Source organism: Ruegeria sp. SATB027 (assembly GCF_059613825.1).
Genome location: NZ_JBXWTH010000032.1, coordinates 123,207 through 149,190, shown reverse-complemented (window position 1 = coordinate 149,190; position 25,984 = coordinate 123,207). Strand labels below are relative to the sequence as shown.

At 56.4% G+C, this 25,984-nt stretch carries 28 protein-coding genes; 9 read left to right on the top strand and 19 right to left on the bottom strand.

Annotation, left to right across the window (positions count from 1 at the left end; all coding sequences use genetic code 11):
* Position 1: 1 nt before the first annotated feature.
* The 3 genes from AC2FPW_RS08405 to AC2FPW_RS08395 all read left to right on the top strand — a co-directional run bounded on the left by AC2FPW_RS08405 (position 2) and on the right by AC2FPW_RS08395 (position 2,707).
* Positions 2-925, top strand: a complete 924-nt coding sequence (locus AC2FPW_RS08405) for a sulfite exporter TauE/SafE family protein (protein WP_496752264.1) — start codon at positions 2-4, stop codon at positions 923-925.
* A gap of 91 nt (positions 926-1,016) precedes the next feature.
* A complete protein-coding gene (locus AC2FPW_RS08400) occupies positions 1,017-1,937 on the top strand; it encodes a sulfite exporter TauE/SafE family protein (protein WP_209506479.1) in 921 nt (306 codons plus the stop codon).
* Between the two features lie 2 nt (positions 1,938-1,939).
* Positions 1,940-2,707: a TIGR02186 family protein gene (locus tag AC2FPW_RS08395; RefSeq protein ID WP_496813211.1), complete on the top strand. Its 768-nt coding sequence runs from the start codon at positions 1,940-1,942 to the stop codon at positions 2,705-2,707.
* Positions 2,708-2,710: 3 nt separating this feature from the next.
* Here AC2FPW_RS08395 and AC2FPW_RS08390 read toward each other — a convergent pair whose 3' ends face one another.
* The 6 genes from AC2FPW_RS08390 to AC2FPW_RS08365 all read right to left on the bottom strand — a co-directional run bounded on the left by AC2FPW_RS08390 (position 2,711) and on the right by AC2FPW_RS08365 (position 9,618).
* On the bottom strand, positions 2,711-3,439 hold the full coding sequence (locus AC2FPW_RS08390) for an SDR family oxidoreductase (protein ID WP_496813209.1): 729 nt from the start codon (positions 3,437-3,439) through the stop codon (positions 2,711-2,713).
* The gene (locus AC2FPW_RS08385) at positions 3,427-4,968 is read right to left on the bottom strand and encodes an ATP-dependent DNA helicase (RefSeq protein ID WP_496813207.1); all 1,542 of its coding nucleotides are present in this window, start codon (positions 4,966-4,968) and stop codon (positions 3,427-3,429) included. The genes AC2FPW_RS08390 and AC2FPW_RS08385 overlap by 13 nt, the downstream gene beginning before the upstream one ends.
* 60 nt (positions 4,969-5,028) lie before the next feature.
* Positions 5,029-5,667, bottom strand: a complete 639-nt coding sequence (locus AC2FPW_RS08380) for an acyl-homoserine-lactone synthase (RefSeq protein ID WP_496813205.1) — start codon at positions 5,665-5,667, stop codon at positions 5,029-5,031.
* Between the two features lie 82 nt (positions 5,668-5,749).
* Complete coding sequence (locus tag AC2FPW_RS08375; RefSeq protein ID WP_209506490.1) at positions 5,750-6,469, bottom strand: helix-turn-helix transcriptional regulator; 720 nt, start codon at positions 6,467-6,469, stop codon at positions 5,750-5,752.
* 367 nt (positions 6,470-6,836) lie between these two features.
* Positions 6,837-8,120, bottom strand: coding sequence for a crotonyl-CoA carboxylase/reductase (gene ccrA, locus AC2FPW_RS08370; RefSeq protein WP_480475116.1), 1,284 nt, complete (start codon positions 8,118-8,120; stop codon positions 6,837-6,839).
* Between the two features lie 133 nt (positions 8,121-8,253).
* Entirely contained in the window at positions 8,254-9,618 is a 1,365-nt protein-coding gene (locus AC2FPW_RS08365) for a 1-acyl-sn-glycerol-3-phosphate acyltransferase (RefSeq protein ID WP_496813203.1), read from the bottom strand.
* A gap of 51 nt (positions 9,619-9,669) precedes the next feature.
* Between AC2FPW_RS08365 and AC2FPW_RS08360 the strand changes: the two genes are divergently transcribed.
* From AC2FPW_RS08360 to deoD, 3 genes are all read left to right on the top strand, one after another.
* Entirely contained in the window at positions 9,670-11,730 is a 2,061-nt protein-coding gene (locus AC2FPW_RS08360) for a methylmalonyl-CoA mutase family protein (protein WP_496813201.1), read from the top strand.
* A gap of 124 nt (positions 11,731-11,854) precedes the next feature.
* Positions 11,855-12,172, top strand: coding sequence for an H-NS histone family protein (locus AC2FPW_RS08355; RefSeq protein WP_496813199.1), 318 nt, complete (start codon positions 11,855-11,857; stop codon positions 12,170-12,172).
* Positions 12,173-12,190: 18 nt separating this feature from the next.
* A complete protein-coding gene (gene deoD / locus AC2FPW_RS08350) occupies positions 12,191-12,901 on the top strand; it encodes a purine-nucleoside phosphorylase (RefSeq protein WP_496813197.1) in 711 nt (236 codons plus the stop codon).
* A gap of 24 nt (positions 12,902-12,925) precedes the next feature.
* Here deoD and AC2FPW_RS08345 read toward each other — a convergent pair whose 3' ends face one another.
* The 12 genes from AC2FPW_RS08345 to AC2FPW_RS08290 form a co-directional block, all read right to left on the bottom strand.
* A complete protein-coding gene (locus tag AC2FPW_RS08345; RefSeq protein WP_480585582.1) occupies positions 12,926-13,789 on the bottom strand; it encodes an urea carboxylase-associated family protein in 864 nt (287 codons plus the stop codon).
* Between the two features lie 290 nt (positions 13,790-14,079).
* Positions 14,080-14,220 (bottom strand): hypothetical protein, encoded by a 141-nt coding sequence (locus AC2FPW_RS08340; protein ID WP_267363816.1) that lies wholly within the window; start codon positions 14,218-14,220, stop codon positions 14,080-14,082.
* Positions 14,221-14,342: 122 nt separating this feature from the next.
* Entirely contained in the window at positions 14,343-15,122 is a 780-nt protein-coding gene (locus AC2FPW_RS08335; protein ID WP_152456842.1) for a succinate dehydrogenase iron-sulfur subunit, read from the bottom strand.
* 31 nt (positions 15,123-15,153) lie between these two features.
* Positions 15,154-15,780: a sulfotransferase gene (locus AC2FPW_RS08330; protein ID WP_496813195.1), complete on the bottom strand. Its 627-nt coding sequence runs from the start codon at positions 15,778-15,780 to the stop codon at positions 15,154-15,156.
* A gap of 96 nt (positions 15,781-15,876) precedes the next feature.
* Positions 15,877-17,682, bottom strand: coding sequence for a succinate dehydrogenase flavoprotein subunit (sdhA, locus tag AC2FPW_RS08325; RefSeq protein WP_496813194.1), 1,806 nt, complete (start codon positions 17,680-17,682; stop codon positions 15,877-15,879).
* Positions 17,683-17,700: 18 nt separating this feature from the next.
* Positions 17,701-18,072: a succinate dehydrogenase, hydrophobic membrane anchor protein gene (gene sdhD / locus AC2FPW_RS08320; protein WP_267363812.1), complete on the bottom strand. Its 372-nt coding sequence runs from the start codon at positions 18,070-18,072 to the stop codon at positions 17,701-17,703.
* 13 nt (positions 18,073-18,085) lie between these two features.
* Complete coding sequence (gene sdhC / locus AC2FPW_RS08315; RefSeq protein WP_267363810.1) at positions 18,086-18,472, bottom strand: succinate dehydrogenase, cytochrome b556 subunit; 387 nt, start codon at positions 18,470-18,472, stop codon at positions 18,086-18,088.
* Positions 18,473-18,687: 215 nt separating this feature from the next.
* A complete protein-coding gene (locus tag AC2FPW_RS08310) occupies positions 18,688-19,350 on the bottom strand; it encodes a DUF1194 domain-containing protein (protein WP_480585574.1) in 663 nt (220 codons plus the stop codon).
* Between the two features lie 54 nt (positions 19,351-19,404).
* Positions 19,405-20,433, bottom strand: a complete 1,029-nt coding sequence (locus AC2FPW_RS08305; RefSeq protein WP_480483154.1) for a MaoC family dehydratase — start codon at positions 20,431-20,433, stop codon at positions 19,405-19,407.
* Positions 20,433-20,639, bottom strand: a complete 207-nt coding sequence (locus tag AC2FPW_RS08300; RefSeq protein ID WP_496813192.1) for a DUF1737 domain-containing protein — start codon at positions 20,637-20,639, stop codon at positions 20,433-20,435. Before AC2FPW_RS08300 ends, AC2FPW_RS08305 begins: the two co-directional genes overlap by 1 nt.
* Positions 20,640-20,651: 12 nt before the next feature.
* On the bottom strand, positions 20,652-21,206 hold the full coding sequence (locus AC2FPW_RS08295) for an NnrU family protein (protein WP_209506524.1): 555 nt from the start codon (positions 21,204-21,206) through the stop codon (positions 20,652-20,654).
* Positions 21,207-21,212: 6 nt separating this feature from the next.
* Complete coding sequence (locus AC2FPW_RS08290) at positions 21,213-22,070, bottom strand: HpcH/HpaI aldolase/citrate lyase family protein (protein ID WP_496813191.1); 858 nt, start codon at positions 22,068-22,070, stop codon at positions 21,213-21,215.
* A gap of 169 nt (positions 22,071-22,239) precedes the next feature.
* Between AC2FPW_RS08290 and AC2FPW_RS08285 the strand changes: the two genes are divergently transcribed.
* Positions 22,240-22,545, top strand: coding sequence for a hypothetical protein (locus AC2FPW_RS08285; RefSeq protein WP_496813190.1), 306 nt, complete (start codon positions 22,240-22,242; stop codon positions 22,543-22,545).
* On the opposite strand, the gene AC2FPW_RS08280 is transcribed toward AC2FPW_RS08285, so the two are convergent.
* Positions 22,546-23,301 (bottom strand): sulfite exporter TauE/SafE family protein, encoded by a 756-nt coding sequence (locus tag AC2FPW_RS08280; RefSeq protein ID WP_496813188.1) that lies wholly within the window; start codon positions 23,299-23,301, stop codon positions 22,546-22,548.
* Positions 23,302-23,462: 161 nt separating this feature from the next.
* Here AC2FPW_RS08280 and mdh point away from each other — a divergent pair, with 161 nt between their 5' ends.
* Both mdh and sucC read left to right on the top strand, forming a co-directional pair.
* Positions 23,463-24,425 carry a malate dehydrogenase gene (mdh, locus tag AC2FPW_RS08275; RefSeq protein ID WP_267363196.1) on the top strand — a complete coding sequence of 321 codons (963 nt, stop codon included), beginning with the start codon at positions 23,463-23,465 and terminating at the stop codon, positions 24,423-24,425.
* Positions 24,426-24,733: 308 nt separating this feature from the next.
* Positions 24,734-25,927 (top strand): ADP-forming succinate--CoA ligase subunit beta, encoded by a 1,194-nt coding sequence (gene sucC, locus AC2FPW_RS08270; RefSeq protein ID WP_267363198.1) that lies wholly within the window; start codon positions 24,734-24,736, stop codon positions 25,925-25,927.
* Positions 25,928-25,984: the final 57 nt, after the last annotated feature.

Sequence of the window (25,984 nt, the reverse complement as noted above, 5' to 3'; positions counted from 1 at the left end):
TATGCACGTATACCTTCCCATAGCCGAAGTTTCTGTCAGCCCATTCCTGCTGTTGGGGATCGGTGGGGTCGTCGGTGTCTTATCTGGCATGTTCGGGGTCGGCGGAGGATTTTTGATCACTCCGCTGCTGTTTTTTATCGGCATTCCCCCGGCGGTTGCCGTGGCCACATCGGCCAATCAGGTTGTCGCCTCTTCTATTTCGGGATTGCTGGCGCATCTCAGGCGCAAGACCGTGGACCTAAAGATGGGAAGCGTTCTGCTGACCGGAGGGTTGTTTGGCGCGGCCCTGGGTATGCTGGTTTTCAATTTTCTCAAACACCTCGGTCAGGTCGATCTGGCTGTACAGATTTGCTACGTCGTGTTTCTGGGGGCCATCGGGACCCTCATGTTCATCGAAAGTCTTGCCGCCATCCGAAAGGCCAGCAAGTCCGGTACTCAATCTGCCCCCAAGCGACGCCAGCGTACATGGGTTCACACACTGCCCTTCAAGATGCGGTTTCGGGCATCAAGCCTTTATATCTCGGTTATACCACCTGCGCTGGTCGGGTTTGGCGTTGGCATCCTGTCCGCGATCATGGGTGTCGGTGGAGGGTTCATCATGGTGCCCGCGATGATCTATGTTCTTGGCATCCCGACCAAAGTGGTTATCGGAACATCCCTGTTCCAGATCATTTTCGTCGCCGGTTTCACAACCATGATACATGCGTCGACAAATTTCAGCGTCGACATAGTCCTTGCCCTGTTCCTGTTGACCGGCGGAGTTCTGGGCGCACAGTTGGGGACGCAGATCGGTGCGCGTCTGAAAGCAGAACAGCTGCGCATTCTACTCGCGCTTCTTGTCATGAGTGTTGCCGGAAAGATCGGATTTGACCTTCTGTTGCCGCCAATAGAGATCTTTTCTCTGGCAGAACCGGGAGGGGTATGATGTTGATTGATCCGCGCCACGCGACAATTACCGCTCTTGAACTCGAGTGTGATAGAAGGCAAGCCAAGACCCAGCGCAAAGTGACGGTATCATGCATATTTACCTGCCCATAGCCGAAGTCTCGGTAAATGCATTTCTACTCCTTGGTCTGGGTGGAATGGTTGGAATTCTGTCGGGGATGTTCGGGGTCGGCGGCGGGTTCCTCATGACGCCGCTGCTGTTCTTCATTGGCATACCACCGGCTGTTGCGGTTGCGACCGAGGCCAATCAGATTGTTGCCTCGTCCTTTTCCGGGGTGCTGGCCCATTTTCGACGAAAGACCGTAGACCTCAAGATGGGTACGGTATTGTTAACAGGTGGTCTGATCGGGGCTGCGTTGGGTGTTGTTGTCTTTAACTACCTAAAAAGCCTGGGCCAGGTCGACCTTCTGGTAACCCTTTGTTACGTGGTCTTCCTTGGTATCATTGGCAGTCTGATGTTCATCGAAAGCCTGAGGGCGCTGCGCAAAGCCAAAAAAGGCGGGGCAGCGCCAGCCAAGCGCCGCCAACGTGGCTGGGTTCATTCAATGCCCTTCAAGATGCGCTTTCGCACATCAGGTCTTTATATCTCGGTCATTCCACCGGCTGTGGTTGGTCTAAGCGTCGGGGTCTTGTCCGCGATCATGGGTGTCGGTGGCGGTTTCATCATGGTCCCGGCGATGATCTACCTGCTGGGGATGCCTACCAAAGTCGTTGTCGGCACATCGTTGTTTCAGATCATCTTTGTAACTGCATTTACAACAATGCTGCACGCGACCACCAACTATACAGTGGACATCGTCCTGGCGGTTTTGCTGCTGGTCGGAGGCGTCGTTGGCGCTCAGATCGGAACCGTAATCGGATCGCGCATGCCGGCTGAACAGCTGCGCGTTCTGTTAGCGGCGCTGGTTCTGGTCGTCTGCGGCAAGCTGGCCCTTGATTTGCTTCTTGAACCATCCGAGCTTTATTCGCTTGGCAACAGCGGGGGGCATTGAGAATGCTGCGCTATGTCTTTGCCGCTTTGTGCCTGTTCAGCCTGCCAGCCGCTGCCGATGAAGAGCAGGTCGTCCTGGGCCTTAGCCAGGATCGTGTTGCGATCACTGCCGACTTTGACGGGTCCGAGATCCTCATTTTCGGGGCCATCAAACGGGAAACCCCTATTCCCCCAGGCCCACCGGTCGCGGTTATCGTCGCAGTTGCAGGCCCGTCCGAGCCGGTTACGGTTCGCCGCAAAGAGCGAAAGCTGGGGATATGGGTTAACACCGATAGCGTTCTGGTCGACCTGGCACCAAGCTTTTACGCGGTTGCCACCAGCGATCCGTTGGATCAAATTCTGACCGATACCGAAGACCTGCGTCACCGCATTTCGATTGAACGCGCGATCCGGTCGGTGGGAGCGGCAATGCACATCCGTGGTGCTCAGGATTTTGCAGATGCCGTAATCCGTATCCGTGAATCCGAACATCTGTATTCCATCCGCGAGAACACTGTGGCCGTCGACGAACAAACCTTGTTCCGGACGTCAATCGACATGCCCGCGGACCTCACCGAAGGGGATTATTCCGCCCGGATCTTCCTGACCCGAGGAGGAGAGGTCGTATCGCAATACGAAACCACAATCGATGTCCGCAAAGTCGGGTTGGAGCGGTTTCTGTACAACATGTCCCGTCAGCAACCCGTTTGGTACGGGCTGATGTCATTGGTTATCGCGATTGCCGCAGGTTGGGGCGCGTCGACAGCGTTCCGTCTGTTGCGGGAAAACTGACACTCACCCCCTGCCGATATAGGGCATGGTCGTGGCCATGACCGTCATGAACTGCACATTCGCTTCGGGTGGCAAGGTGGCCATATGCAGAACGGAACGAGCGGCATCCTCGACCGCCATGGTCGGGTCCGGCGTCCGGCCTGCCGCCTGCGCCGCATCCACCAGATCCTGAACCATCTGCGTGCGTGCATTGCCGATATCGATCTGACCACATGCAATTCCAAATGATCGCCCATCCAGTGAAAGGCTGCGCGTCAGCCCGGTAACGGCATGTTTGGTCGCTGAATAGTGTACAGAATTCGGGCGCGGAACATGCGCTGCAATCGAGCCGTTATTGATGATCCGCCCACCCTGCGGGCTTTGATGACGCATGATCCCAAAGGCCTCGCGCGCGCATAGAAACATACCGTTCAGGTTGACGTTGACAGTTTGATACCAATCGTCCAACGCGATTTCGTCGACTGTGCCGCCGCGGGCAAAAATACCAGCGTTGTTAAACAGAACATCAAGTCGCCCTGTCCGATCCATGAAGGCGTGGAACGCCCGTTTGACTGCGTCCGGGTCGGTCACATCTGCGGGTAATGCTATGGCCGCCGGGTATTCCTGCGCGAGGGCATTCAGCTTGTCCGAGCTGCGCGCCAGCAGCCCGACCGTCCAGCCCTGCGCCAGAAAAAGCTCGGCGGTGGCCCGACCTATGCCAGAGCTTGCACCAGTTACGATTATGGAACCCATGTCTCTTCTGTCTCCAGTGTGAGTGAAACTGCGGGGACCGCGCGCAAATCATCAATCTGCAACGGGTGGGTGGGTTTTGACAATCGATTGCGAACCACCCAGATCAAACGCTCTTGTGCGCGTGTGATCGCAACATAAGCCAAACGCTTCCACAAAGGTTGCCCGGCCTCGGAACGGCCCATACGGGCCGCGGCGTAAATGTCAGGGGCAAACACCTGAACCGTGTCCCACTGTGATCCTTGTGCCTTATGTATCGTCACCGCAGCCCCGTGCAAAAACGTCGCCCCCATACGGGCAGCAAAAGGAATGAAGGGCTCTTCCTCATCCGGTTTTTCGATCTGGACAATCGACGCGGCGCTGACCTGAGGGTCTTCGGCCCCCATCACATGCAAGCGCGAAAACCCAGGCTTACGACCGGGACCAAGATAAACAACCTGGGCCCCTTTGATCAGGCCGCGCGCCTCAAGATCCAACCGCTTCTTGCGGTGCTTCAACGGCAACTCGATCCCGTCGCAGATCAGCGGCTCGCCTTCCAAAAGCTCCGTATCCGGTGCACCATGAACCTGCCTGAACGCCTGTATCAAACGAATGCGCGTGGCGTTACGCCAGACCAGAACCGGGCTGCGCGCCATCAGATCAACTTCGACCCGCTGCCCCCAAACGACCCTGTCATCCCGCCGGGCAGTGTCTTCGACCAGACGCTCAAATTCTTCAAATCCCATCGACGGATCGGCAAGAGCGTGCGCCAGATCCAGGATCGGGTTATCTGCATCCTGCCGATGCACACGCTGAAGCGTCAGCTTTCGCGGTTCGGGCAAGGCTTCAAACACCATGCTGCCGGACTGATTGACCGGAGCCAGCTGTGCGGGATCACCGAATAGTAGAAGGGTCGGGAATATCTCCTTCAAGTCCTCGAACTGACGATCATCCAGCATCGACGCCTCATCGACAAACCCGATATCCAGCGGTTCCTCACGTCGTTTCCAACCAGTGATGAAATCTGAACCGCGCAATCCGGCTGCGGCCAGCGCTCCGGGGATCGATTTGTTGTTACGATAAAACGTAGCAGCACGGTCCAAAGCTTCGTCTGTCAGACCTTCGATCTCGGGGCGTTCATCATTTCCGGCCAGCCACTCGGCGATACGCTCGTATTCCGGGTCATAGACCGGCGTATAAAGGATGCGGTGAATAGTAGTTGCCGGAACACCGCGAAGGCGCAAAACACTTGCGGCTTTGTTCGTGGGGGCCAGAATGGCAAGGCTGCGCTTGTCTCTGGATTTCCGGCTTTCGTAATCGCCGGACACGACCTGAACGCCGGTCTCCGCCAGCGCCTTATATAGTTCGGCCAGTAGCAACGTTTTGCCGGACCCGGCCTTGCCGATGACAGCCATCACGCCAGACTTCCCTGCCCCCGGCAGTTTGAGAAGGGCATCGTCCTCCAGGTCGACACCAGCTGAGCGCAGCATCTCGGCGATGCTGTCATACGCGGCGGCCTGATCATCTGAGAAGGTCACGTTGGGCAAAGACATGGCGCGACCCTACAGGGCCGCGCCAACCATCACCAGATGCGGAATTGCGTTTTCCGGTCCTTAGGCAGACAAGGCAAATCGGTGCAGTTTGGATCGCCCGAAAGCCGCCTTGAACCACATGCGCGAAAGCTCACGCGGGATGCCTGCCCGTTCAGCCACGCGGTTGCAATCATCCGCTGAATAGGGCCACAACCCAACCGAGATCTGGTCACGCCCTTTGCCTTGGGTTCCAAGAACCTTGGGGGACGACCCGATCAGACGATAGATCCGGATCATACGGGCATCAAAAACACCGGCAATATGCGTCAGGCCAAAGCCTTCCATCATCTCGCCCCCGCTTAGCATGATGGCCCCGGCAGTGTGCGGGCTGGCTGTGCGGGACAGGCAGAACCGGGTCACCTCCCAGATCAGCGGGTTGCAAATCGGCTTGCCGCCGTTGAGATGCCCAAACACCTCATTGATCATTACCCGGCCTGTTGTCGGCAATACCCGCATCGACCCGCCATGGCTGCCATCCGGTTCTTCCCAGATGACATAAAGCGGGTTGAGGTCGTCGTACTCATCCCGCTCTTCTCCTTTTTTGTTGACATGGACATCCCACCCCAACCGGGTTTTGAACTGATCTGCGCGATCCTTGAACATCCCCTCAGCCAGAGTCGGAAATCTGTGTAACTCATCGGCATATAGATAACGCAACATGACTTTTCCCCTTGTCGTCCTGTGCAGGAACGAAGGGGGTACAGAGTCGTGGTTAATATTGCGTTTTGAGGACGCTCTGGCCTTAAACGACTATTAATCCCCGGCTGAGTGCCGTTGCGATTGCGTGGGTCGTGTTAAGGGCTCCGAGTTTCGACCGGGCGCTTTCAATGTAAACGCGTAGCGTGTGTTCGGAAATCGACAGGGAATGCGCCACCTGAGCACGGCTGTAACCCAGTGCCAAAAGGGTAATGGCATCGATTTCACGGGGCGACAGGCCGCGCGTGGCATCCGGTTGCCTGTCCTTTTCAAACTCCAGCGCTTTGCGGTTGATGTAGTGCGCAACAAGAATCAACTCACGCCCGTAGGTCGAGATGAAGGTCTGCCAGGTTTGATCGTCGCAGCTGTGGTTAACGGTAAAAAGAGCGAACTGACCGTTTGGCCCTCGGATCGGGATCGAGTATCCCTGATTGCCGACCCCATGGTCGTGGGCATCCTGAAGGAATGATTTGGCCACCTTGCTGGACCAGTCCAGAGACTTCCAGTCAACTGGGTGAAATCGCTGGAAACACCCCAGAATTACAGGGTCGATACGATGATAGTTTTTTTCCCTGTACCGTTCGTCCCAGGCGTCTGAGTAGGTCGTATAGCCGTATTGGTCCCCCGCGCCGTCAACCCAATGATATGTCAGATGTGCGACCTTCAAAGTGTCTCGCAGACACTCGGCAACGATGCTGAGCTCTTCAAGCGTGCTGGTGTTTTCCAAATCCTGTAGGATTTGACCCAAATCGGTTTTCGTTCCCATCCGCGGGCGCCCGTGCCTCGTTCTTCAGGGACGCAATCTCGGCCGCGGCAATCAGTCTTGTATCATCAAGCTGTTCTGCAAGCGCGCTCAACCCATTCGCAACGGCGAACGCATTGAGGTCCGATAGTACGTCCAATATCCACTCATTTTGCGCCATCAGGGTCTCTCTGAAACAGTTAACGAAGCGTTAACACAACCATAACATGTATGATCTTTTTCGACCTATTCACCGGTTTCTACTCCCCAAAAATAGCGGGAGTAAGATTCGCAAGCATTTGAAACCATGAAAAAGGTCTGCAAACAGCAAACCACCCGCGAACCGGCAGTGCGATTCGCGGGTGGTTTTTGTCTAACGTCCTAAACTTTATCAGCCTGCGTCCAAAACTTCTTCGAGAGTGCGCAGCCCGGTACGCGGTGCCTGAACAAGCACAGACATGTTGCCCGGCTTGTGTTCATTCCGCAGCATTTTCATATGTGCTTCCGGTAGGTCGTTCCAGGCAAACACCTCGGACATACAGGGATCCAGGCGGCGCTCGACCATCAGCTTGTTCGCCGCCGCCGCCTGTTTCAGATGGGCAAAATGCGAACCCTGCAGGCGTTTCTGGTGCATCCACATATAACGCACATCGAATGTGCAGTTGAACCCGGACGTCCCCGCACAAATCACAACCATGCCGCCTTTTTTCACCACGAAAGTCGAGACCGGGAAGGTGCTCTCGCCCGGATGCTCGAACACCATGTCGACGTTGTTGCCCTTGCCGGTGATGTCCCAGATTGCCTTGCCGAATTTGCGGGCCTCTTTGAACCACTCGGCGTATTCGGGCGTATTGACCGTGGGCAGTTGACCCCAGCAATTAAAGTCGCGGCGGTTCAGAACCCCCTTTGCGCCCAGACCCATGACGAAATCACGCTTGCTTTCGTCCGAGATCACCCCGATCGCGTTTGCCCCGGCTGTGTTGATCAACTGGATAGCATAAGATCCCAGACCGCCCGAGGCACCCCAGACCAGAACGTTCTGACCCGGTTTCAGGTCATGCGGTTCGTGACCAAACAGCATACGATAAGCTGTCGCGAGTGTCAGCGTGTAGCAGGCCGCTTCTTCCCAAGTCAGGTGCTTGGGGCGCGGCATCAACTGCTGAGCCTGCACGCGTGTGAACTGGCTGAATGAGCCGTCAGGTGTTTCATAGCCCCAGATCCGCTGGCTGGTCGAATACATTGGGTCGCCGCCGTTGCATTCTTCGTCGTCGCCATCGTCCTGGTTGCAGTGGATGACAACTTCGTCGCCAACCTTCCACCGCTTGACCTTGTCACCAACGGCCCAGACGATACCCGATGCATCAGAACCCGCGACATGGTACGGTGCCTTATGGCCATCAAAGGGGCTGATCGGCTGGCCCAGTGCAGCCCAGACACCGTTGTAATTAACGCCTGCAGCCATCACCAGAACAAGCACCTCATTGCTGTCCAGCGTGGGTACATCGACCACTTCCTGCTGCATCGCAGTGTTTGGCTCGCCATGGCGTTCCTTTCGGATGGCCCAGGCGTACATTTGTTTCGGGACATATCCCATCGGAGGGATCTCACCCATTTCATAGAGGTCTTTTTCGGGTGCCTCATACGACGCGATACCGGTTTCGGTGTCCAAAGCCATGCTGGCCTCCTTTTCAATACTTTTGCCGCGACGCAGAATCGCGTGCTTTATCAGATGAAATATTGGCCGCTGCGAAATATTGCAACCTGTTTCGATGAGAAATTGTAATTTTATGACCCAGCAGTTGCAGAAATTATTTTGCAGACGCAGAATTTGAGGGGCGCGCGGAACCCGGTACAGATGCTGCATAATACTCCAGCAGATCACCGCGTTGCCCAGATGCAGAAAGAATATCTCCCTGCCGCTTGAGAATCCGTCGTTCAATCAACTGGTCCAAAGCGCTTGATATGGCCGGCGCATTGTCTTGGGTCTGCTTACCGTCGCGTTCCATCATCGCCTGAATAGAGGACCGCAGTTCCTGTTCCTCCATCGGCCCATTGTCACGTATCAGCAAACAGGCCGCAGGGGCCGGGACCAACGGGATCGCGTTCTGAATACGCTGCATCAATGTACGCGCCAAATCGGTCATCATGTCGTCACTACCCTCGGCCCGGAACTCTTTCAGAGAAATCGGCAGCCCGTACCGGACCGATGCCAGCCCAAACCGCTTGTAGCGCCCGATCACTCGCCGCCAGATCTGTTTGAGAATCCAACGCGTGATGACCCCGATCCGCGCCCGGAAACGGCGTTCTGTTCCCAACGCCGCGCGGGTCAGAATGGTGTCTTCAAGCACGCGATCATAATTCAAAGCGACGGGAACGAATACAACATCACGCCCCTGCGACGTCGTCCCATCCATTATGTACTTGAGCAATCCAAGCTTTGGGCGGGCGAGCGCTCCTGTCAGGCTTAAACCACCTTCTGGAAACATGGCTTGCGTTACACCGGCTTCGGTCGCATGGCGCACATAAGTGGACAAAACCTGCCGGTAGAGCTCGCTGCCTGACTTGCGCCGGATAAAGTAGGCCCCCATTGCCCGGATCAACCGGCTGAGCGGCCAAACCCGAGCCCATTCTCCTACCGCGTAGGATAAAGCAGAATGCGGGGCCGCCAGATATGTAACCAACACATAGTCCATGTTGCTTCTGTGGTTCATCACAAAAACAACGGTTGCATCAGGGTCGATGGTCCTGACCGAGTCTTCGTCTTCGTAGCTAAGCCGCACCTCGTAGAACGTGTTGCTTAGCAGCCGGGCCAAACGGATCGCAAAACTGAAATAGGCGAAGGCGGAAAAGGACGGCACTATCTCGCGGGCATAGCGGCGTGCTTGTTCGGATGCGACAGCTTCGGGTATTCCGGTTTCAAGGGCGTGATGCTGGACCGCCTTACCAACCTGCGGATCATAAATCAGCCGTTGAATCATGTCGTGCCGACGGGCCAGCTTGAACGGTTGGATCGGACGTTGCAGGCGCTGGTTCAAACGCGCCACGGCACGTTCCAACCGGCGGCGGAAGAACCATCGGACTGACGGGAACAGGAAATGTGAAGCAAAAGTAACCATGGCAAAGACCACGATCAGCACAAAAAGCCAAAGCGGAAGTTCCACGGTTTGCGTCATAGCCGCACCTTGCCACCAATCGCAGCTGCTCACAATCTGAACAATTGCAGGATGCCGCAACGCAGCGAATTGACTTGTCCCGAAAATTGCGCTTTAGAACCCATAGACGTAATTTTATTGCCCACCGAAACGCGAGGCCCCTTCATGACGCAGATGCAGAAAGATCGCCCCTGGCTCATCCGGACCTATGCCGGTCATTCTACCGCCAAGGCCTCGAACGCGCTATATCGTGGCAACCTCGCCAAAGGGCAAACCGGTCTTTCGGTAGCCTTCGATCTGCCCACCCAGACCGGATATGACAGTGACCACACGTTGGCACGTGGTGAAGTTGGCAAGGTCGGGGTGCCCGTCTGCCATCTGGGCGATATGCGGGTTTTGTTCGATCAGATTCCGCTGGAACAGATGAACACGTCAATGACGATCAATGCGACCGCCCCTTGGTTGCTTGCCCTTTACATCGCCGCAGCCGAGGAACAAGGCGCTGACGTTTCCAAGTTGCAGGGCACAGTCCAGAACGACCTGATCAAGGAGTATCTGAGCCGGGGCACTTATGTCTGTCCGCCAAAACCGTCGCTGAAGATGATCGCGGACGTGGCCGAGTATTGCTATTCCAATGTTCCCAAGTGGAACCCGATGAATGTGTGTTCCTATCATTTGCAAGAGGCTGGCGCGACACCGGAACAAGAACTTGCTTATGCGCTGGCAACAGCCATTGCCGTGCTGGACGAATTGCGCCCACGAGTACCTGCCGAGGATTTCCCCGCGCTTTGCGGCCGGATTTCGTTTTTTGTGAATGCTGGCATCCGCTTTGTCACTGAAATGTGCAAAATGCGCGCATTTGTCGATCTTTGGGACGAAATTCTGCAACAGCGATATGGTGTCGAGAACCCAAAGTTCCGCCGCTTCCGCTATGGTGTGCAGGTGAACTCTCTGGGGCTGACCGAGCAACAACCTGAGAACAATGTCTACCGCATCCTAATCGAGATGCTGGCCGTAACCCTGTCGAAGAATGCACGCGCCCGTGCGGTGCAGTTGCCTGCCTGGAACGAGGCGCTTGGCCTGCCACGCCCCTGGGACCAGCAATGGTCCATGCGGATGCAGCAGATTCTGGCCTATGAAACTGACCTGTTGGAATTCGATGACCTGTTCGATGGCAACCCTGCTGTTGATGGCAAGGTCGAAGAATTGAAAGCAGGCGCGCGGGCAGAGCTGGCGAATCTGGATGCGATGGGCGGTGCGGTTGCATCAATCGAGTATATGAAATCCCGCCTTGTGGATTCCAACGCTGAACGTCTGAACCGGATCGAACGCAACGAAACCGTCGTCGTTGGCGTGAACAAATGGATGGAAGGCGAGGCTTCGCCCCTTCAGACCGAAGATGGCGGCATCATGGTCGTTGATCCTGCGGTAGAACAGGAACAGATCGACCGCCTGAACGCGTGGCGGGCTGAGCGCGACGAAGCGGCTGTTGCAGCGACCTTGGCTGCGTTGCGCCAGGCGGCTCAGACAGGAGCGAACGTCATGGAGCCGTCCATTGCCGCTGCCAAGGCGGGTGTGACAACCGGGGAGTGGGCCGAAGAGATGCGCAAGGTTTTCGGCACTTATCGTGGCCCGACCGGCGTTTCCGGTTCGGTCTCGAATAAGACCGAAGGGTTGGATGATCTGCGCGCGGCGGTTGATGCCGTCAGCGACAAACTGGGGCGGCGCCTGAAATTCCTGGTTGGAAAACCGGGGTTGGACGGCCATTCCAACGGCGCCGAACAAATCGCGTTCCGTGCCCGCGACTGCGGCATGGATATCAGCTATGAAGGTATCCGGCTGACCCCGGAAGAAATTGTCACCTCAGCCCGCGATGATGACGCACATGTCATCGGGTTGTCGATCCTGTCCGGTAGCCATCTGCCTTTGGTCGAAGATGTAATGGATCGGCTGCAAAAGGCTGGCCTGTCTCACATTCCCGTGGTTGTCGGCGGAATTATTCCGGATGAAGATGCCGCAAAATTGAAAGCCATGGGTGTAGCCAAGGTTTACACCCCCAAAAACTTTGAACTTAATGCGATCATGAGCGATATTGTAACGCTGGTTGACCCCAAAAACCTCGCAGCCGAGTAACTGAGGTTTTAGAACCTTAATTCCCCGTTTCTTCCCTTTGGATATTTGGGATGGAATAAACCATTCGCTAGAATTACGGTGCGCGCTCAAGTGCACCGTAAAATATATCCATTGGAGATGAATGATGGGGTTCAATCTTGAACAGATGTCGCGCAAAGACCTTTTGGCATTGCGCGACGATGTCGAAAAAGCCTTGGTAGGAGCGGAAAAACGCGAGCGCCGTGAGGCTTTGAAAGCCGCAGAAAAAGCTGCCGCAGAATTTGGGTATTCGCTGTCCGAACTTTCAGGCGATGCACCCCGCGCATCCAAGCAAAGGAAAGCAAAAGAAAAATACCGCAATCCTGGCAACCCGGAACAAACCTGGACAGGTCGTGGCCGCAAACCGAAATGGGTGCATGACGCGTTGCAGTCGGGTGCCGACATCTCCGATCTTGAAATCTGATCAGGGCGGATCAAAACAATGACAATTCATATCGGCGCTGAAAAAGGCGAAATTGCAGACACTGTCCTATTACCCGGAGATCCTTATCGGGCGAAATGGGCAGCCGAGACGTTTTTGGACGATGTGAAACAGGTCAATAACGTCCGGGGGATGCTTGGGTTTACCGGAAATTGGAAGGGAAATCCTGTAACGATACAGGGTAGCGGCATGGGAATGCCCTCGCTCTCCATTTACGTAAACGAGTTAATTTGCGATTACGGTGCAAAAACCCTGATCCGAATTGGGTCGTGTGGCGGAATGCAGGACAGTGTCAAAATTCGAGACGTCATTCTGGCAATGACCTCGACGACGCTGAGTACGCCGTCACGCGGTATCATGAAAGAACTGAATTTTGCGCCCTGCGCCAATTGGAGTTTGTTGCAGGCGGCCGCGAAGGTGGCGGCTGCCAAAGGAACCCCTACCCATGTCGGTGGGATTTATTCTTCGGACGTTTTCTATGATGAGCGCCCGGACCTGAACGAACAGATGGTGCGTCACGGGATTCTCGGCGTCGAAATGGAGGCGGCCGAGCTCTATATCCTGGCAGCGCGCCACAAATGTCGTGCTCTGGCAGTTCTCACCGTTTCCGATCACCTTCTGACGGGAGAAGCTCTGCCATCCTCGGAACGTGAAAGCAGCTTTGGAGACATGGTGGAAATCGCGCTACAGGCCGCATTCCCGGGCAATTAACAGTAAGGTGGGTGCCCGCCGATCCTAACGCCCGTGCGTGCGATCATAGCCATTGCGCGCCGGGCTTTCCCAACCATCCAGGTCTGTGACCGTCGCGGCAAATGTTTCGACCAACAAGGGATAACACGCGGCGGTGTCCGAGGAATGCTCGGACGAGCAATCCCCACCCGGACAGGCGCTGAGATTACCAAGCAGATCGATCTCGGCAAAGAATTCCAGATAGTCGCCGGGGCGAACGGGCGATGCCTTCATGAAATACTGACCAGTATCCCGAGTGAAACCAGTACACATGAAGACGTTCAGAACGTCGTGCACCGCGGGTTCGGCCTCATCCATCGGGATATTCAGATGATCCGCCAACGCGCGGGTCAGGTTGGAATGGCAACAATGATGATACTGCGTGCCGGACAGCAAATTGCCCGTATATGGATCACAACGCGTGCCAATCACGTCATGAACCGACCCCCCATGGGTATCGATCCCGTACCATTCCAGTGTATCCGCTATGATCGTGGCCATCGGGCGCAGATGTGGGAAACTGGACCACATCCGCTCTCCGGTGGTCAGGTGCGTACCATGCAGAGCCCGCGTTTTTCCGGAATAAAAGCGCTCGGACAAATCATTGCGGTTCCACAGGTTCAAATCGCCAACCTGCGGGCCTTGAACCGATGTGATGCGAAAGAAATGCCCGGCAGGTACATCGAAACAGCGCGCCTCACGCGGAGGAACCAGGACTTCGCCGGTTTTGACTGCCCGTTGGCGTACAGATCTGATCCAGGGCAAATCTGGTCGCGGCAAGGCATCGTTCGGATAACAGATGACAGGGGCGACCGAACGACGGGCTTCGGCATCTTCTGGGGGGCGGGCAGTATTCTCAGAACCGGTCATGGCGTGCAGAGTGGCGGATTCTCTGGCTCGCGAAAAGCCCTATTCTCCACCATCACTTGCCTTAAGACAGCGCATAGGTTGGTCCGGCGCAGCGACTGCCGCTCCACAAAAGCTACACCGCCAGATGCCATGGCGTCTGTCCTGTCGCCAACGACAATCCCGTGTCAGCGTGGAATGGCGCGAGCGCCAGAAAAAATAGGCGAACACTCCGGCGGCCAACAAAAGCAGAAGAACAGGCATTCCTCTGCTTTGCCGATTGACCGAAGTTTTTCAAGGGCTGTCGTATTGGATCAGGCCGCGTTTGCGTATTCGAACAGCTCGGGCTCTTTGTCGGCTTTAACCGGTTCCGGCGTGTAGTAGGCCCATGCCTGCTCCAGCAGTTTCAGCGCCTCTTTAGCGTCGATTTTTTGTTTGGATGTGTTTGCATTCATTGGAGTGTTCCTGACTCGAACTCATCACTCCTCCCTGAGCGAAAAATAAGGCAATGCAGCCGGGGCTACATCGCCTTATTTTGCAAGATCGACATGCGTTTGCCGCAATTCGGTACAGGTGATTATACCGCGCGTTCGACCATCATCTTTTTAATCTCGGCAATCGCCTTGGCCGGGTTCAGACCTTTGGGGCAGGTCTTGGCGCAATTCATGATGGTGTGGCAGCGATAGAGCTTGAACGGATCTTCCAACTCGTCCAGGCGCTCACCCGTGGCCTCATCCCGGCTGTCGATGATCCAGCGGTATGCGTGCAGCAGAGCAGCGGGGCCAAGATACCGATCGCCGTTCCACCAATAGCTCGGGCACGAGGTCGAGCAGCTGGCGCACATCACACACTCATAGAGACCGTCCAGCTTTTTCCGGTCTTCGATCGACTGCTTCCATTCCTTTGCAGGGCGGTTGGTCTTGGTTTCCAGCCACGGCATGATCGACGCATGCTGGGCGTAAAAATGGGTCAGATCAGGGATCAGATCTTTGACCACAGGCATATGCGGCAGCGGATAGATTTTCACGTCGCCCTTGATCTCATCCATGCCATAGATACAGGCCAGTGTGTTGATCCCGTCGATATTCATCGCGCACGAGCCGCAGATGCCTTCACGGCATGATCGGCGAAATGTCAGGGTCGGGTCGATTTCGTTCTTGATCTTGATCAGCGCGTCCAAAACCATCGGCCCGCACGTGTCCATATCGACAAAGTAGGTATCGACACGGGGGTTCTGACCATCATCCGGGTTCCAGCGATAGATCTGGAACTTGCGCACATTGGTCGCGCCATCCGGCTTGGGCCAGGTCTTGCCGGTCGTAATCCGGGAATTTTTGGGCAGGGTCAGTTGAACCATGTCAATTCTCCATTCAGCACAAGGCCGCCTTTCAGCCTGTCCGGGCGCGCTGGGACGCCCCTCGGTTATAATGCCCCCAATGGGCGATGTTCACGTCAAAATCCGGCGCGAGCCAGTCCGCAACACGCTGCGGATCATCACAGTCGATATCAAAGCGCAGGAAGCGCGGGTTGCCGTCGAAATAGGTTTCTACCTCGGCATGGTGCACATCATACATATGCGCCCAGCCGTGTTTCACTTCATCCGCACTCTGCCCATTGGCTTTGCAGCACCGATCCAGATACCCGCCACCGGAATGGTTGGCGCGCGAAGCTATCCAGTCATCCCTGTCCCTCGTGTTCAGCAAGAAATAGGCATTCGGGTAAGCTGCATGCAATTCACGAAAGAAACGCGCCCCGTCCAACATGAAGCGCGAACTGACAAAAGCGATGTCAGTGAAGGCCCGCACCGCTCCGAACCCGTCCAATGGTCGTCGCCCCATGGCTATGTTGGTCAACATGCGGTGCGCAAGGTTTCGGCCCTGGTCATCTTCCCAATGAACCGACGGTATCCCGCTTTTCTGAAACAGCCTGTGAAACGAGGTCGTCGCACAGCGGTTCAGCCCGATCAGGATGATCTTGGGATCGCCTGAACCGGATTGCAGGACCTCGACCGTCATGACAAACACCGGACACGGACCGACCCTTGGCCAATGGCCGTTGCGGTCTTCGTGGGTATTTGGCGCTTGCTCACCATTGCCTGCTGTCCGAGCCTTTTAGAACGTACGTGCCTTGGGCGCGATTTTCTTCAGGCTGATGCCACCTTCGTCTTCGGTCGTCAGCGGATCGACGATCACGGGACGATAGCTAAGCTCGACCTGGTTGCCTTCGACCCGGCTAACCGTATGAACACGCCAATTTTCATCATCACGCGCAGAGTAATCTTCGTGCGCGTGGGCACCACGGGATTCCTTGCGCGCCTCTGCGCCGACGATCGTGGCCAGCGCGTTGGGCATCAGGTTGGTCAATTCCAGCGTTTCCATCAGGTCACTGTTCCAAACCAGCGACCGGTCGGTGACTTTCAGATCGTCCATCTTGGCAGCGATTGCCGTCATCTTCTCGACGCCTTCGGCCATGGTCTTGGCGGTACGGAACACGGCAGCATCCGCTTGCATGGTTTTCTGCATCTCAAGCCGCAACTCGGCGGTCGGGATGGAACCACTGGCATTACGCACCGCGTCGAACCGGTCAAAGGCCTTGTCGACCGATGCCTGGTTCAGAACCGGGTTCGCAGCTTCTGCATCCACGACTTTGCCTGCCCGGATCGCCGCAGCGCGGCCAAAGACCACAAGGTCAATCAGCGAGTTCGAGCCCAAGCGGTTCGCGCCGTGGACCGAGGCGCAACCGGCCTCGCCCACTGCCATCAGGCCCGGCACCACAGCTGTCGGGTTCTCGGCTGTTGGGTTCAGAACTTCACCCCAATAGTTTGTGGGGATGCCGCCCATGTTGTAGTGCACGGTTGGCAGAACCGGGATCGGTTCTTTGGTGACATCCACGCCGGCAAAGATTTTGGCGCTTTCCGAAATGCCGGGAAGACGTTCTGCCAAAGCCTCGGCTGGCAGGTGGCTGAGGTTCAGGTGAATATGATCCCCTTCCGCACCGACACCACGACCTTCGCGGATTTCCAAGGTCATCGAACGCGAGACGTAATCGCGCGGTGCAAGGTCCTTGTACTGGGGCGCATACCGCTCCATGAACCGTTCACCTTCCGAGTTGGTCAGGTAACCACCCTCACCACGCGCACCTTCGGTGATCAGGCAGCCCGAACCGTAGATGCCGGTCGGGTGGAACTGGACGAATTCCATATCCTGCAGCGCCAAGCCCGCGCGGGCCACCATACCGCCACCGTCACCGGTGCAGGTATGGGCCGAGGTCGCGCTGAAATAGGCGCGGCCATACCCGCCGGTCGCCAGCACAACCATCTTGGCATTGAAGACATGCATCGTGCCATCGTCCAGCTTCCAGCAGACAACACCCTGACACTGACCGTCATCGGACATGATCAGGTCGATAGCGAAGTACTCGATATAAAACTCAGCATTGTTCTTCAGCGACTGGCCATAGAGCGTATGAAGGATCGCGTGGCCGGTCCTGTCCGCAGCGGCACAGGTGCGCTGTACCGCCGGGCCTTCGCCGAATTCAGTAGTGTGACCACCAAACGGGCGTTGATAGATCTTACCCTCTTCGGTTCGGCTGAACGGAACGCCATAGTGTTCCAATTCGTAAACAGCCTTGGGCGCTTCCCGCGCGAGGTATTCCATCGCATCGGTGTCGCCCAGCCAATCCGAGCCTTTCACTGTGTCGTACATATGCCACTGCCAATGGTCGGGGCCCATGTTTGACAGCGACGCGGCGATTCCGCCCTGAGCCGCTACGGTGTGCGAACGGGTTGGGAAAACCTTGGTCACACAGGCCGTGCGCAGACCCTGTTCCGCCATACCCAGCGTCGCCCGCAGACCGGCCCCACCGGCGCCGACAACGACCACGTCATATTCATGCGTTTCGTATTCGTATGCAGCCATTTCTTTCAGCTCCGGGAATTAAAGGGCAATGCGCGCGATGGCGAAGATACCAGCCGCTGCTGCGCCGTAGGACAGGCAAGTCAACAGAATGATCAGGACCTTTTCAAGCGTGCCGTGAACATAGTCTTCAAGCATCACCTGCGCACCGTCCGCGAAGTGTTTGAAGCCAACCGCCAGCGTCAGTGCTGCCACGATGGCAGGGAAAGGTCGCGAGTAGTAGTCAAGAACGACCTCGAATGGCTGGCCCAGGATCGGACCAAATGTAAATACAAACAACGGCACAAGGATCAGCAAAGCAACCGAGCTGACTTTCATCGCCCAGAAATGGGCAGTGCCGGATTTCGCCGAGCCAAGTCCAGCGGCGCGTTTGCGGTCGGTCAGATAACGCATGTCAGGCCTCCAATCACGCGACGAGGACAAGGGTCAGAAGGGTCAAGACGACCGATCCAATAACAACAGCCCAACCCAGCTTGGTCGCCGTCGGAAGGTCCAGACCAACCGCGTTGTCCCAGATCAGGTGCCGCACACCGGCCAACGTGTGATACCAAAGCCCCCAAACGGATAGCGCCATCACAAGGTCTCCAAGCATCGAGGTTATTACCCCATTCGCTACTGCAAACGCCTCGGGCGAAGTTGCTGCGGCCAGAAACCACCAGACGATCAACAGAGCTGCGAGCAGAAGGGCGTTGCCGGTGATGCGCGTCAGGATGGACGTGATCGACGTCAACTGTGGGCGATAAATCGACAGATGCGGCGAAAGTGGGCGATTGCCCCGATTTACATCGGCCATGGCGGCTCCTTTTCGGTTGGCTACCGAACGTTTTACTGGTTTTTGCGACACTGTCACGTGCTGCGAGTGCAAAAACTATCAAATTGCGCTCAATTACACGGATAATTCAAATATGTGATCACACAAAATAATCTCGTGATCACATATCACATTCCGCGCTGTCAATGTTAGCGTTTTCAAGGCCAAAGAGATGTGATCACGAATCTCTCAAGCCGTCATTTCAGGTCTGCTGTTTGCTGCGTCACTTCGCGCAGCAGTTTTCGGCGAATTCGTTCCGGGTAATCCGCGAACCCGGTGGCGGAAACGACAAAGGCACCTTCGCCCACGATGACATTCTCAAAGAAATACGCCGTCAGATCCGGTTCGCTTTCCTCAATAGCCAGCGCGTTGACAACGATCCCCTCGGCGCGCAGGGCCGCATGTACCCGCGTCGGCTCAATCCCTTCATTGGACACACCGTCCCCTGACAGGTCTATCAGGTGCCGTCGGCAGTCTGAAACCGAATCGAATGAACTCAGGGTCATTTGAAGCGCCTCACCGATTGCCGTCGAAAAATTCCGCCAGATGCGCGGATCGGCGGCAACCTGGTCTGCAAACTGATCCAGCGTGGCAAAGCTATCGATACGGGTCCAGGGAATAGTGATCCGCTGGCGCGATGATCCGGTCCACTGCACCAGCATCAGCCGCGCCTGCCCCCGCACCAGCGCCTCGGACACGATCGGGTCGCGCAAACCTGCGGCCAACCCATCCATCTGGATGCGATATTCGCTGCTATCGACTGAACCAGAAACATCCACGGCTAAAGCCAAGGCCAGATCGCAGGCCTGAGCCGCCGGTGCCAGAGTGACGCTGGCCAATATCGCGCGTAGCAGGTTCATTGTGCAAACCTATCACGCCTTGCAAGCCGTGGCGTCACATATCCGTCAGATCACCTATTTGGGCATCAATGCCCAATAGTCGAGATCCAGCAGAACGTCTGGCAGGTAACGCCCTTCTTCGTTTTTCAGCTTGAACGGATCACCGCCCTTGGTCGCGACCAGACGCAATCGCACAGCGCCTATGCCGGCAACCCCGGTTTCCGCTTTGTCCAGAACTTCGGACCACGCCTTGATCGTATCACCCGCAAAACACGGGTTAGCATGGGCACCACCATTCAAGCCGACAATCATCTGCGCATTTGCAAGGCCATTGAAGGACAATGTCCGCGCCATCGAGATTACATGCCCACCATAAATGAGCCTGCCTTCCGGACGGAACGTCAGGTCGTAATGCACCTTGGCGGTGTTCTGCCACAGACGTGTGGCCAGCATATGTTCGGCCTCTTCGACGGTGACACCATCCACATGATCGATGGTTTCACCGATCTTATAATCGCCCCAGCGATGCGCCTCGCCCGCGAGGGCAAAATCATAGTTTGCAAAATCGAGCCCTTCCGGCACGGTCAGGTCCTGCGGATCAAGTACAGCCTTCAAATCAGGAACAACCGTCTCGGGCGCGGGTGCATCCATGTTTGCCTTGCGCACCATGACCCAGCGCACATATTCAAGAACCACCTCGTCCAATTGGTTCAACCCGCGGGTACGAACCCAGACAACACCGGTTTTTCCGTTGGAATTCTGCTTCAGGCCGATAACCTCTGATACGGATCGCAGCGTATCGCCAGCATAAACGGGCTTCAGCCAACGGCCTTCGGCATAGCCAAGATTGGCAACCGCGTTCAAGGAAATGTCAGGCACGGTTTTGCCGAACACAATGTGGAACGCGGCCAGATCATCAATCGGGCTTTCCGGCAACCCACAGTCCCGGGCAAATTCGTCCGAAGAGTAAAGCGCATGACGTGCGGGATAAAGCGCGTGATACAAGCCGCGCTCTCCCTCGGTCACGGTGCGAGGTACTGCATGCTGCAACACCTGCCCTACAGAATAGTCCTCGAAAAATCGGCCCGGATTTGTTTTCGCCATTACTGCTGTCCCAGTTTCATGTCGGGGGAATAGTCGGCCTCGGCCTCTTTGGTCACGGCCTGCGCACAACGCATTACGTTGCCCTTGGCATCAAAGGCGTAAGCCGGGTCGCCATACAGCTCCCATCCCTTTGACAGGGCGTCGGACACCTTGTGACAGAAAGCCGAAGTGTCTTCTTCGGTCAGCAAGCGATAAAGTTTCGACATCAAATCAAATCCTTATGAGCCGAACGGAGATGGGCCAACCAGCCCGTGGATGTATCCGATAATTCCCATCAGAACGATCGAAGCCACAAAGAACATCGCATCCTTGCCGTAAGTGCCAGGCTCTGCCGGGGTCCACTCGGGTTCAGACTTGTTGATTACAATGACTTCGACCACCGCCCAGGCCAGAAGGCCACCAAACAGAATGATCGAGGCCAGATCGCCGTTCACCAACAGGTGCGCAAAAGCCCACAGCTTGAACCCGCCCAGCATCGGGTGGCGCAGCTTGTTCAGCAGCCGGCCTTTTGTGCCCGCAGGGCTCATCATATAAATCGCGATCAAAACCAACAGGTTGTTGACGTGAACCAGAAAGGTTGGCGGCGCCCAAACATGGATGAAGTCGGTCATGCGATACCCGAAGATCATCAGTAGGATCGACGCGACCAAAGCCAGGGCAACAGCGCCTTTACCCGCGTCACCCATTGCGGCGCGGCGTTCAGGTGCCACACGTTTGAACAGATGCGCCCCCCACCACAGCGCCACACCCAAGATCAGAAGAACAAAGCCCATGCTGGCCTACCCCGCTTGCAAAGCTAATATCGCCTCTGCTTTTGCCAGAATTTCGCGGGCAGTTACAACGTGCAGATTTTCGACAATCTTGCCATCGACAACAGCGACCCCTTGGCCAAGCGCCTCGGTCTCTTCAAAGGCCGAGATCTGGCGGCGAGCCAGGTCGATCTCGTCATCCGATGGCGCGAAGGCAGTATTTGCCACTTCGACCTGGGCCGGGTGGATCAGCGTTTTGCCATCAAAGCCCATATCGCGGCCCTGCGCACATTCGAAAGCCAGACCTTCGACATCCTTGAAGGCGTTGTAAACACCGTCGATGATAATCAGCCCTTCGGCCTTGGCGGCCAGCAAGCACAGCCCTAACGAGGCCATCATAGGCAGGCGATCTGGGCGGAAGCGGGTTTGCAACTCTTTCGCCAGATCATTTGTTCCCATCACGAATCCGGCCATCAGCGGATGCGCGGCGATTTCTGCCGCGTTCAGCATTCCACGCGGGGTTTCCATCATGGCCCAGATCGGCAGATCTCCGGTGATCGCAGCCAGCGCATCCACGTCAGCCGCCGAATTCACCTTAGGCAACAGGACTACGTCGGCATCCATTTCGCGCACAGCCTCGGCATCCGCACGGCCCCATTCGGTGTCCAACCCGTTGATCCGGACAATCTTGACGCGTGACCCGTACCCTCCGGCAGCCAAAGCCGCCTTGAGCGTTTCGCGCGCATTGTCCTTTTCGTCGGCCGCGACCGCATCTTCCAGATCGAAGATGATTGCATCTACCGGCAGAGTGCGGGCCTTTTCCAAAGCCCTATCCCGGGACCCAGGAATATAGAGAACCGAACGATAGGGGCGCTGACGAGGATCCATGGACCACTCCCATTGAAATAAAGTTGCGCGGAATGGGGCATTTTTTACCGGAAAGTTCAAGCCCAAAATTGCCGCACCGCAGCAAACAGGGCGCAACGTGCTTTGCCTTAACTGAATTTCGGCGCCTACGCCGCACCCTGACCAGCAGAGGGAACCGAAAGGATTCGGGATGCGAAAGACAATGTTCGAGATGACGATGGGACTTGGGATCATGGTTCTGGCGGCACAACAGGTACAGGCCCAGGGGCAAAACTGCGCACCGCGAGAGGATGTGCTGAAAAGGTTGACCGACACTTATGGCGAAACGCGCAGGGGCTTTGGTCTGGCCCAGCAAGGCGCAGTCATGGAACTTTTCGCCTCAACTCAAAGCGGCAGCTGGACCATCACGGTGACCTTGCCCAACGGGGTCACCTGCCTTGTCGCTTCGGGGCAAGCTTTTGAGGCTGTAGCCGAAGCGCTGCCCCCGAACGCCTAATCAGATAAGTGCGTCCCAGATCAGTTTACTGCCTGTGAGGGTCAGCAGCACATAGGCAATTCCAAAGAACAGGCGCTCGGACAACATGAAATGTGCGCGGACGCCCAGCCACGCACCGAGAACAGCAAACGGTGTTAACAGCATATCGGCCCATGCCGTCTGCCACGTGAACATGCCCAGATAAGCGTAGGGTACAAACTTCGCGATATTAATCACCCAGAAAACCAATACCGTACTGGCTTGAAACTCGGTCTTTGTCAGCCGTTGGGACAACAGGTAAACGGCAGCTGGAGGGCCTCCGGCATGGCTGACGAAGCTGGTGAAGCCCGCGACCAGCCCTGCAAACAGGCCAGCGGAGGGTGGCAACCGTCTGGCAAATCCGCGCACCCAGCCTTTTGACTGTGCGATGTGCCAGATCACGAACCCGACCGAGATGCCGCCGATCAGCAGGCGCAGCAGGTCATCATCCGTTGAACGGTAAAGCCATGCCCCCATTGCCACACCGGGTACAGCACCCAGGATCAGCAGGCGCGCATCCCTCCAGCTCCACCGCTTCCAATAAGGGCCCAAAGTGGCCACATCGATCACCATCAGAATCGGCAGCATCAGGGCCAGGGCCTGCCCGGGTGTTAGGATCAAGGCCAGAATCGATGATGACGCAAAAGCCACGCCCGAGCCGAAACCGCCCTTTGAGATACCCGCAAATATCACCGCCGGGATCGCCACTGCAAAAAACATCAGGTTCAATTCAAACATGCACCGGTCCCGGTTTTGGCTTGTCTCAAAGGCCCTTTAGCGCAACCACATGGGGTCTCGCAAACGGTATGCGGTTGTATGCCACGTCGCAGAACTCTTGCCTAATGCCGTTTTAGCGACTAGCACAGCCGCGATTTCAAAACCGACCGGAGATATTCCAAATGGCCAGACCCAAGATTGCGCTGATCGGCGCGGGGAACATCGGCGGCACGCTTGCGCATCTTGCAGCTGTCAAAGAACTGGGTGACGTTGTCCTGTTTGACATTGCTGACGGATTGCCACAGGGCAAGGCGCTCGACATCGCCGAATCCGGCCCGTCCGAAGGCTTTGACGCTTCGATGAAAGGTACCAGCGACTATGCCGATATCGCTGGCGCGGATGTCTGCATCGTGACCGCAGGCGTAGCCCGCAAACCGGGCATGAGCCGCGATGACCTGCTGGGCATCAACCTGAAAGTCATGAAGTCGGTCGGCGAAGGTATCGCAGCGCATGCGCCCGATGCGTTCGTGATCTGCATCACCAACCCTCTGGACGCCATGGTCTGGGCGCTGCGCGAATTCTCGGGCCTGCCGCACAACAAAGTCTGCGGCATGGCTGGCGTGCTGGATTCAGCACGTTTCGCGCATTTCCTGTCGGAAGAGTTCAACGTCTCGATGCGCGATGTAACCGCGTTCGTATTGGGCGGACATGGCGACACCATGGTGCCGTCGGTTCGTTATTCGACCGTTGCCGGTATCCCGCTGCCTGATCTGGTTGAAATGGGCTGGACCTCGCAAGAAAAGCTGGATGCCATCGTACAGCGCACCCGTGATGGTGGCGCGGAAATCGTAGGCCTGCTGAAAACCGGGTCGGCTTATTACGCGCCCGCCACTTCGGCGATCGAAATGGCCGAAGCCTATCTGAAAGACCAGAAGCGTGTTCTGCCTTGTGCGGCGTACTGCAGCGGTGAGTTGGGTGTTAACGGCCTTTATGTCGGGGTGCCGACAGTCATCGGCGCTGGTGGCGTCGAGCGCATCGTAAACATCAAGCTGAACGAAGACGAGCAAGCCGGTTTCGACAATTCGGTCAACGCCGTGAAAGGCCTGATCGAGGCATGCAAAGGCATCGACAGTTCACTGGCGTAAAACCGCCAGACAATCTGAATTTGAGACCGGCCCAATTCTGGGCCGGTTTTCATTTGCCACCGCGGAACCCGGCCGCATATGTTGGCGCAAACGTCGCAAATCCCTTTTTTCGAATGTGATTTCAAAAAACTGTGCAGGATTATCGAATCAATTGATGACACTCGAGCTTTTGTGATCACACCCTAAAAACCCGTGATCACAAATGTTGAAAATCTTCGGCAATTTCCCGTCACAGATCAAAAAACCCTTTAAATTTACCCGCTAGACACGCCTATAACGGTTAAACGCAGTCAGACGGGACAATTTCGATGAACATTCACGAATATCAGGCCAAGGCTCTTCTTCGCAGCTACGGCGCTCCGGTCTCCGATGGTCGCGCCGTGCTGCGCGCCGAGGAAGCCAAAACCGCAGCCGGTGAGCTGGATGGGCCGCTTTGGGTCGTCAAGGCGCAGATACACGCGGGTGGCCGTGGCAAAGGATCCTTCAAAGAAGCCGACGCTGGTGAAAAAGGCGGTGTCCGTCTGACGAAATCGGTCGAGGAAGCGGCCGAAGAAGCCAAGAAGATGCTGGGTCGCACTCTGGTCACCCATCAGACGGGTCCGGCAGGCAAGCAGGTCAACCGCATCTATATCGAAGCCGGTTCCGGCATCGAGCGTGAGTTGTACCTGGCCCTGCTGGTAGATCGTCAGACCAGCCGTATCTCGTTTGTCTGCTCGACCGAAGGCGGCATGGACATCGAAGAAGTTGCTGCTGCGACGCCCGAGAAAATCCTGTCCTTCTCGGTTGACCCGGCCACCGGCTACCAACCCTACCACGGTCGCCGCATCGCGTTTTCGTTGGGGCTTGAGGGCGCGCAGGTCAAGCAATGTGTCAGGCTTATGGGCATCCTCTACAAAGCCTTCGTCGAGAAGGATATGGAGATGCTCGAGATCAACCCGCTGATCGTATCCGACAGCGGCGACCTGAAAGTGCTGGATGCCAAAGTTGGCTTTGATGGCAACGCGGTCTACCGCCACCCGGATATCGCTGAACTGCGCGACACGACCGAGGAAGACCCAAAGGAACTGGAAGCCAGCAAATACGACCTGAACTACATCGCACTGGACGGTGAGATCGGCTGCATGGTGAACGGTGCCGGTCTGGCGATGGCCACGATGGACATCATCAAGCTTTATGGGGCCGAGCCTGCCAACTTCCTCGACGTGGGCGGCGGTGCGACCAAAGAGAAGGTGACCGAAGCGTTCAAGATCATCACCTCGGACCCGCAGGTCAAAGGCATTCTGGTCAATATCTTCGGCGGCATCATGCGCTGTGATGTTATCGCAGAGGGCGTGGTGGCTGCGGTGAAAGAGGTCGGGCTGCAAGTTCCGCTGGTCGTGCGTCTGGAAGGCACCAATGTCGAGAAAGGCAAAGAGATCATCAACAATTCGGGTCTGGACGTGATCGCGGCGGACAACCTGAAAGACGGTGCCGAGAAGATCGTGAAGGCGGTTAAGGGTTGAGCAGATTGGGAGGAAGATTTGCAGAAATGCAAACCTTCCTCTGTCCTCGGGATGAGT

Coding starts and splice junctions, on each gene's coding strand:
- sdhD (WP_267363812.1), bottom strand. CDS start 18,072: ATGCGTTATCTGACCGACCGCAAACGCGCCGCTGGACTTGGCTCGGCG.
- AC2FPW_RS08400 (WP_209506479.1), top strand. CDS start 1,017: ATGCATATTTACCTGCCCATAGCCGAAGTCTCGGTAAATGCATTTCTA.
- mdh (WP_267363196.1), top strand. CDS start 23,463: ATGGCCAGACCCAAGATTGCGCTGATCGGCGCGGGGAACATCGGCGGC.
- ccrA (WP_480475116.1), bottom strand. CDS start 8,120: ATGGCTTTGGACACCGAAACCGGTATCGCGTCGTATGAGGCACCCGAA.
- AC2FPW_RS08335 (WP_152456842.1), bottom strand. CDS start 15,122: ATGGTTCAACTGACCCTGCCCAAAAATTCCCGGATTACGACCGGCAAG.
- AC2FPW_RS08390 (WP_496813209.1), bottom strand. CDS start 3,439: ATGGGTTCCATAATCGTAACTGGTGCAAGCTCTGGCATAGGTCGGGCC.
- AC2FPW_RS08295 (WP_209506524.1), bottom strand. CDS start 21,206: ATGGGCTTTGTTCTTCTGATCTTGGGTGTGGCGCTGTGGTGGGGGGCG.
- AC2FPW_RS08405 (WP_496752264.1), top strand. CDS start 2: ATGCACGTATACCTTCCCATAGCCGAAGTTTCTGTCAGCCCATTCCTG.
- AC2FPW_RS08290 (WP_496813191.1), bottom strand. CDS start 22,070: ATGGATCCTCGTCAGCGCCCCTATCGTTCGGTTCTCTATATTCCTGGG.
- AC2FPW_RS08285 (WP_496813190.1), top strand. CDS start 22,240: ATGCGAAAGACAATGTTCGAGATGACGATGGGACTTGGGATCATGGTT.
- AC2FPW_RS08330 (WP_496813195.1), bottom strand. CDS start 15,780: ATGACGGTCGAGGTCCTGCAATCCGGTTCAGGCGATCCCAAGATCATC.
- AC2FPW_RS08385 (WP_496813207.1), bottom strand. CDS start 4,968: ATGTCTTTGCCCAACGTGACCTTCTCAGATGATCAGGCCGCCGCGTAT.
- AC2FPW_RS08360 (WP_496813201.1), top strand. CDS start 9,670: ATGCCGCAACGCAGCGAATTGACTTGTCCCGAAAATTGCGCTTTAGAA.
- AC2FPW_RS08310 (WP_480585574.1), bottom strand. CDS start 19,350: ATGAACCTGCTACGCGCGATATTGGCCAGCGTCACTCTGGCACCGGCG.
- AC2FPW_RS08395 (WP_496813211.1), top strand. CDS start 1,940: ATGCTGCGCTATGTCTTTGCCGCTTTGTGCCTGTTCAGCCTGCCAGCC.
- sdhA (WP_496813194.1), bottom strand. CDS start 17,682: ATGGCTGCATACGAATACGAAACGCATGAATATGACGTGGTCGTTGTC.
- deoD (WP_496813197.1), top strand. CDS start 12,191: ATGACAATTCATATCGGCGCTGAAAAAGGCGAAATTGCAGACACTGTC.
- AC2FPW_RS08380 (WP_496813205.1), bottom strand. CDS start 5,667: ATGTTGCGTTATCTATATGCCGATGAGTTACACAGATTTCCGACTCTG.
- AC2FPW_RS08365 (WP_496813203.1), bottom strand. CDS start 9,618: ATGACGCAAACCGTGGAACTTCCGCTTTGGCTTTTTGTGCTGATCGTG.
- sdhC (WP_267363810.1), bottom strand. CDS start 18,472: ATGGCCGATGTAAATCGGGGCAATCGCCCACTTTCGCCGCATCTGTCG.
- AC2FPW_RS08345 (WP_480585582.1), bottom strand. CDS start 13,789: ATGACCGGTTCTGAGAATACTGCCCGCCCCCCAGAAGATGCCGAAGCC.
- AC2FPW_RS08305 (WP_480483154.1), bottom strand. CDS start 20,433: ATGGCGAAAACAAATCCGGGCCGATTTTTCGAGGACTATTCTGTAGGG.
- AC2FPW_RS08375 (WP_209506490.1), bottom strand. CDS start 6,469: ATGGGAACGAAAACCGATTTGGGTCAAATCCTACAGGATTTGGAAAAC.
- AC2FPW_RS08355 (WP_496813199.1), top strand. CDS start 11,855: ATGGGGTTCAATCTTGAACAGATGTCGCGCAAAGACCTTTTGGCATTG.
- AC2FPW_RS08280 (WP_496813188.1), bottom strand. CDS start 23,301: ATGTTTGAATTGAACCTGATGTTTTTTGCAGTGGCGATCCCGGCGGTG.
- AC2FPW_RS08340 (WP_267363816.1), bottom strand. CDS start 14,220: ATGAATGCAAACACATCCAAACAAAAAATCGACGCTAAAGAGGCGCTG.
- AC2FPW_RS08300 (WP_496813192.1), bottom strand. CDS start 20,639: ATGTCGAAACTTTATCGCTTGCTGACCGAAGAAGACACTTCGGCTTTC.
- sucC (WP_267363198.1), top strand. CDS start 24,734: ATGAACATTCACGAATATCAGGCCAAGGCTCTTCTTCGCAGCTACGGC.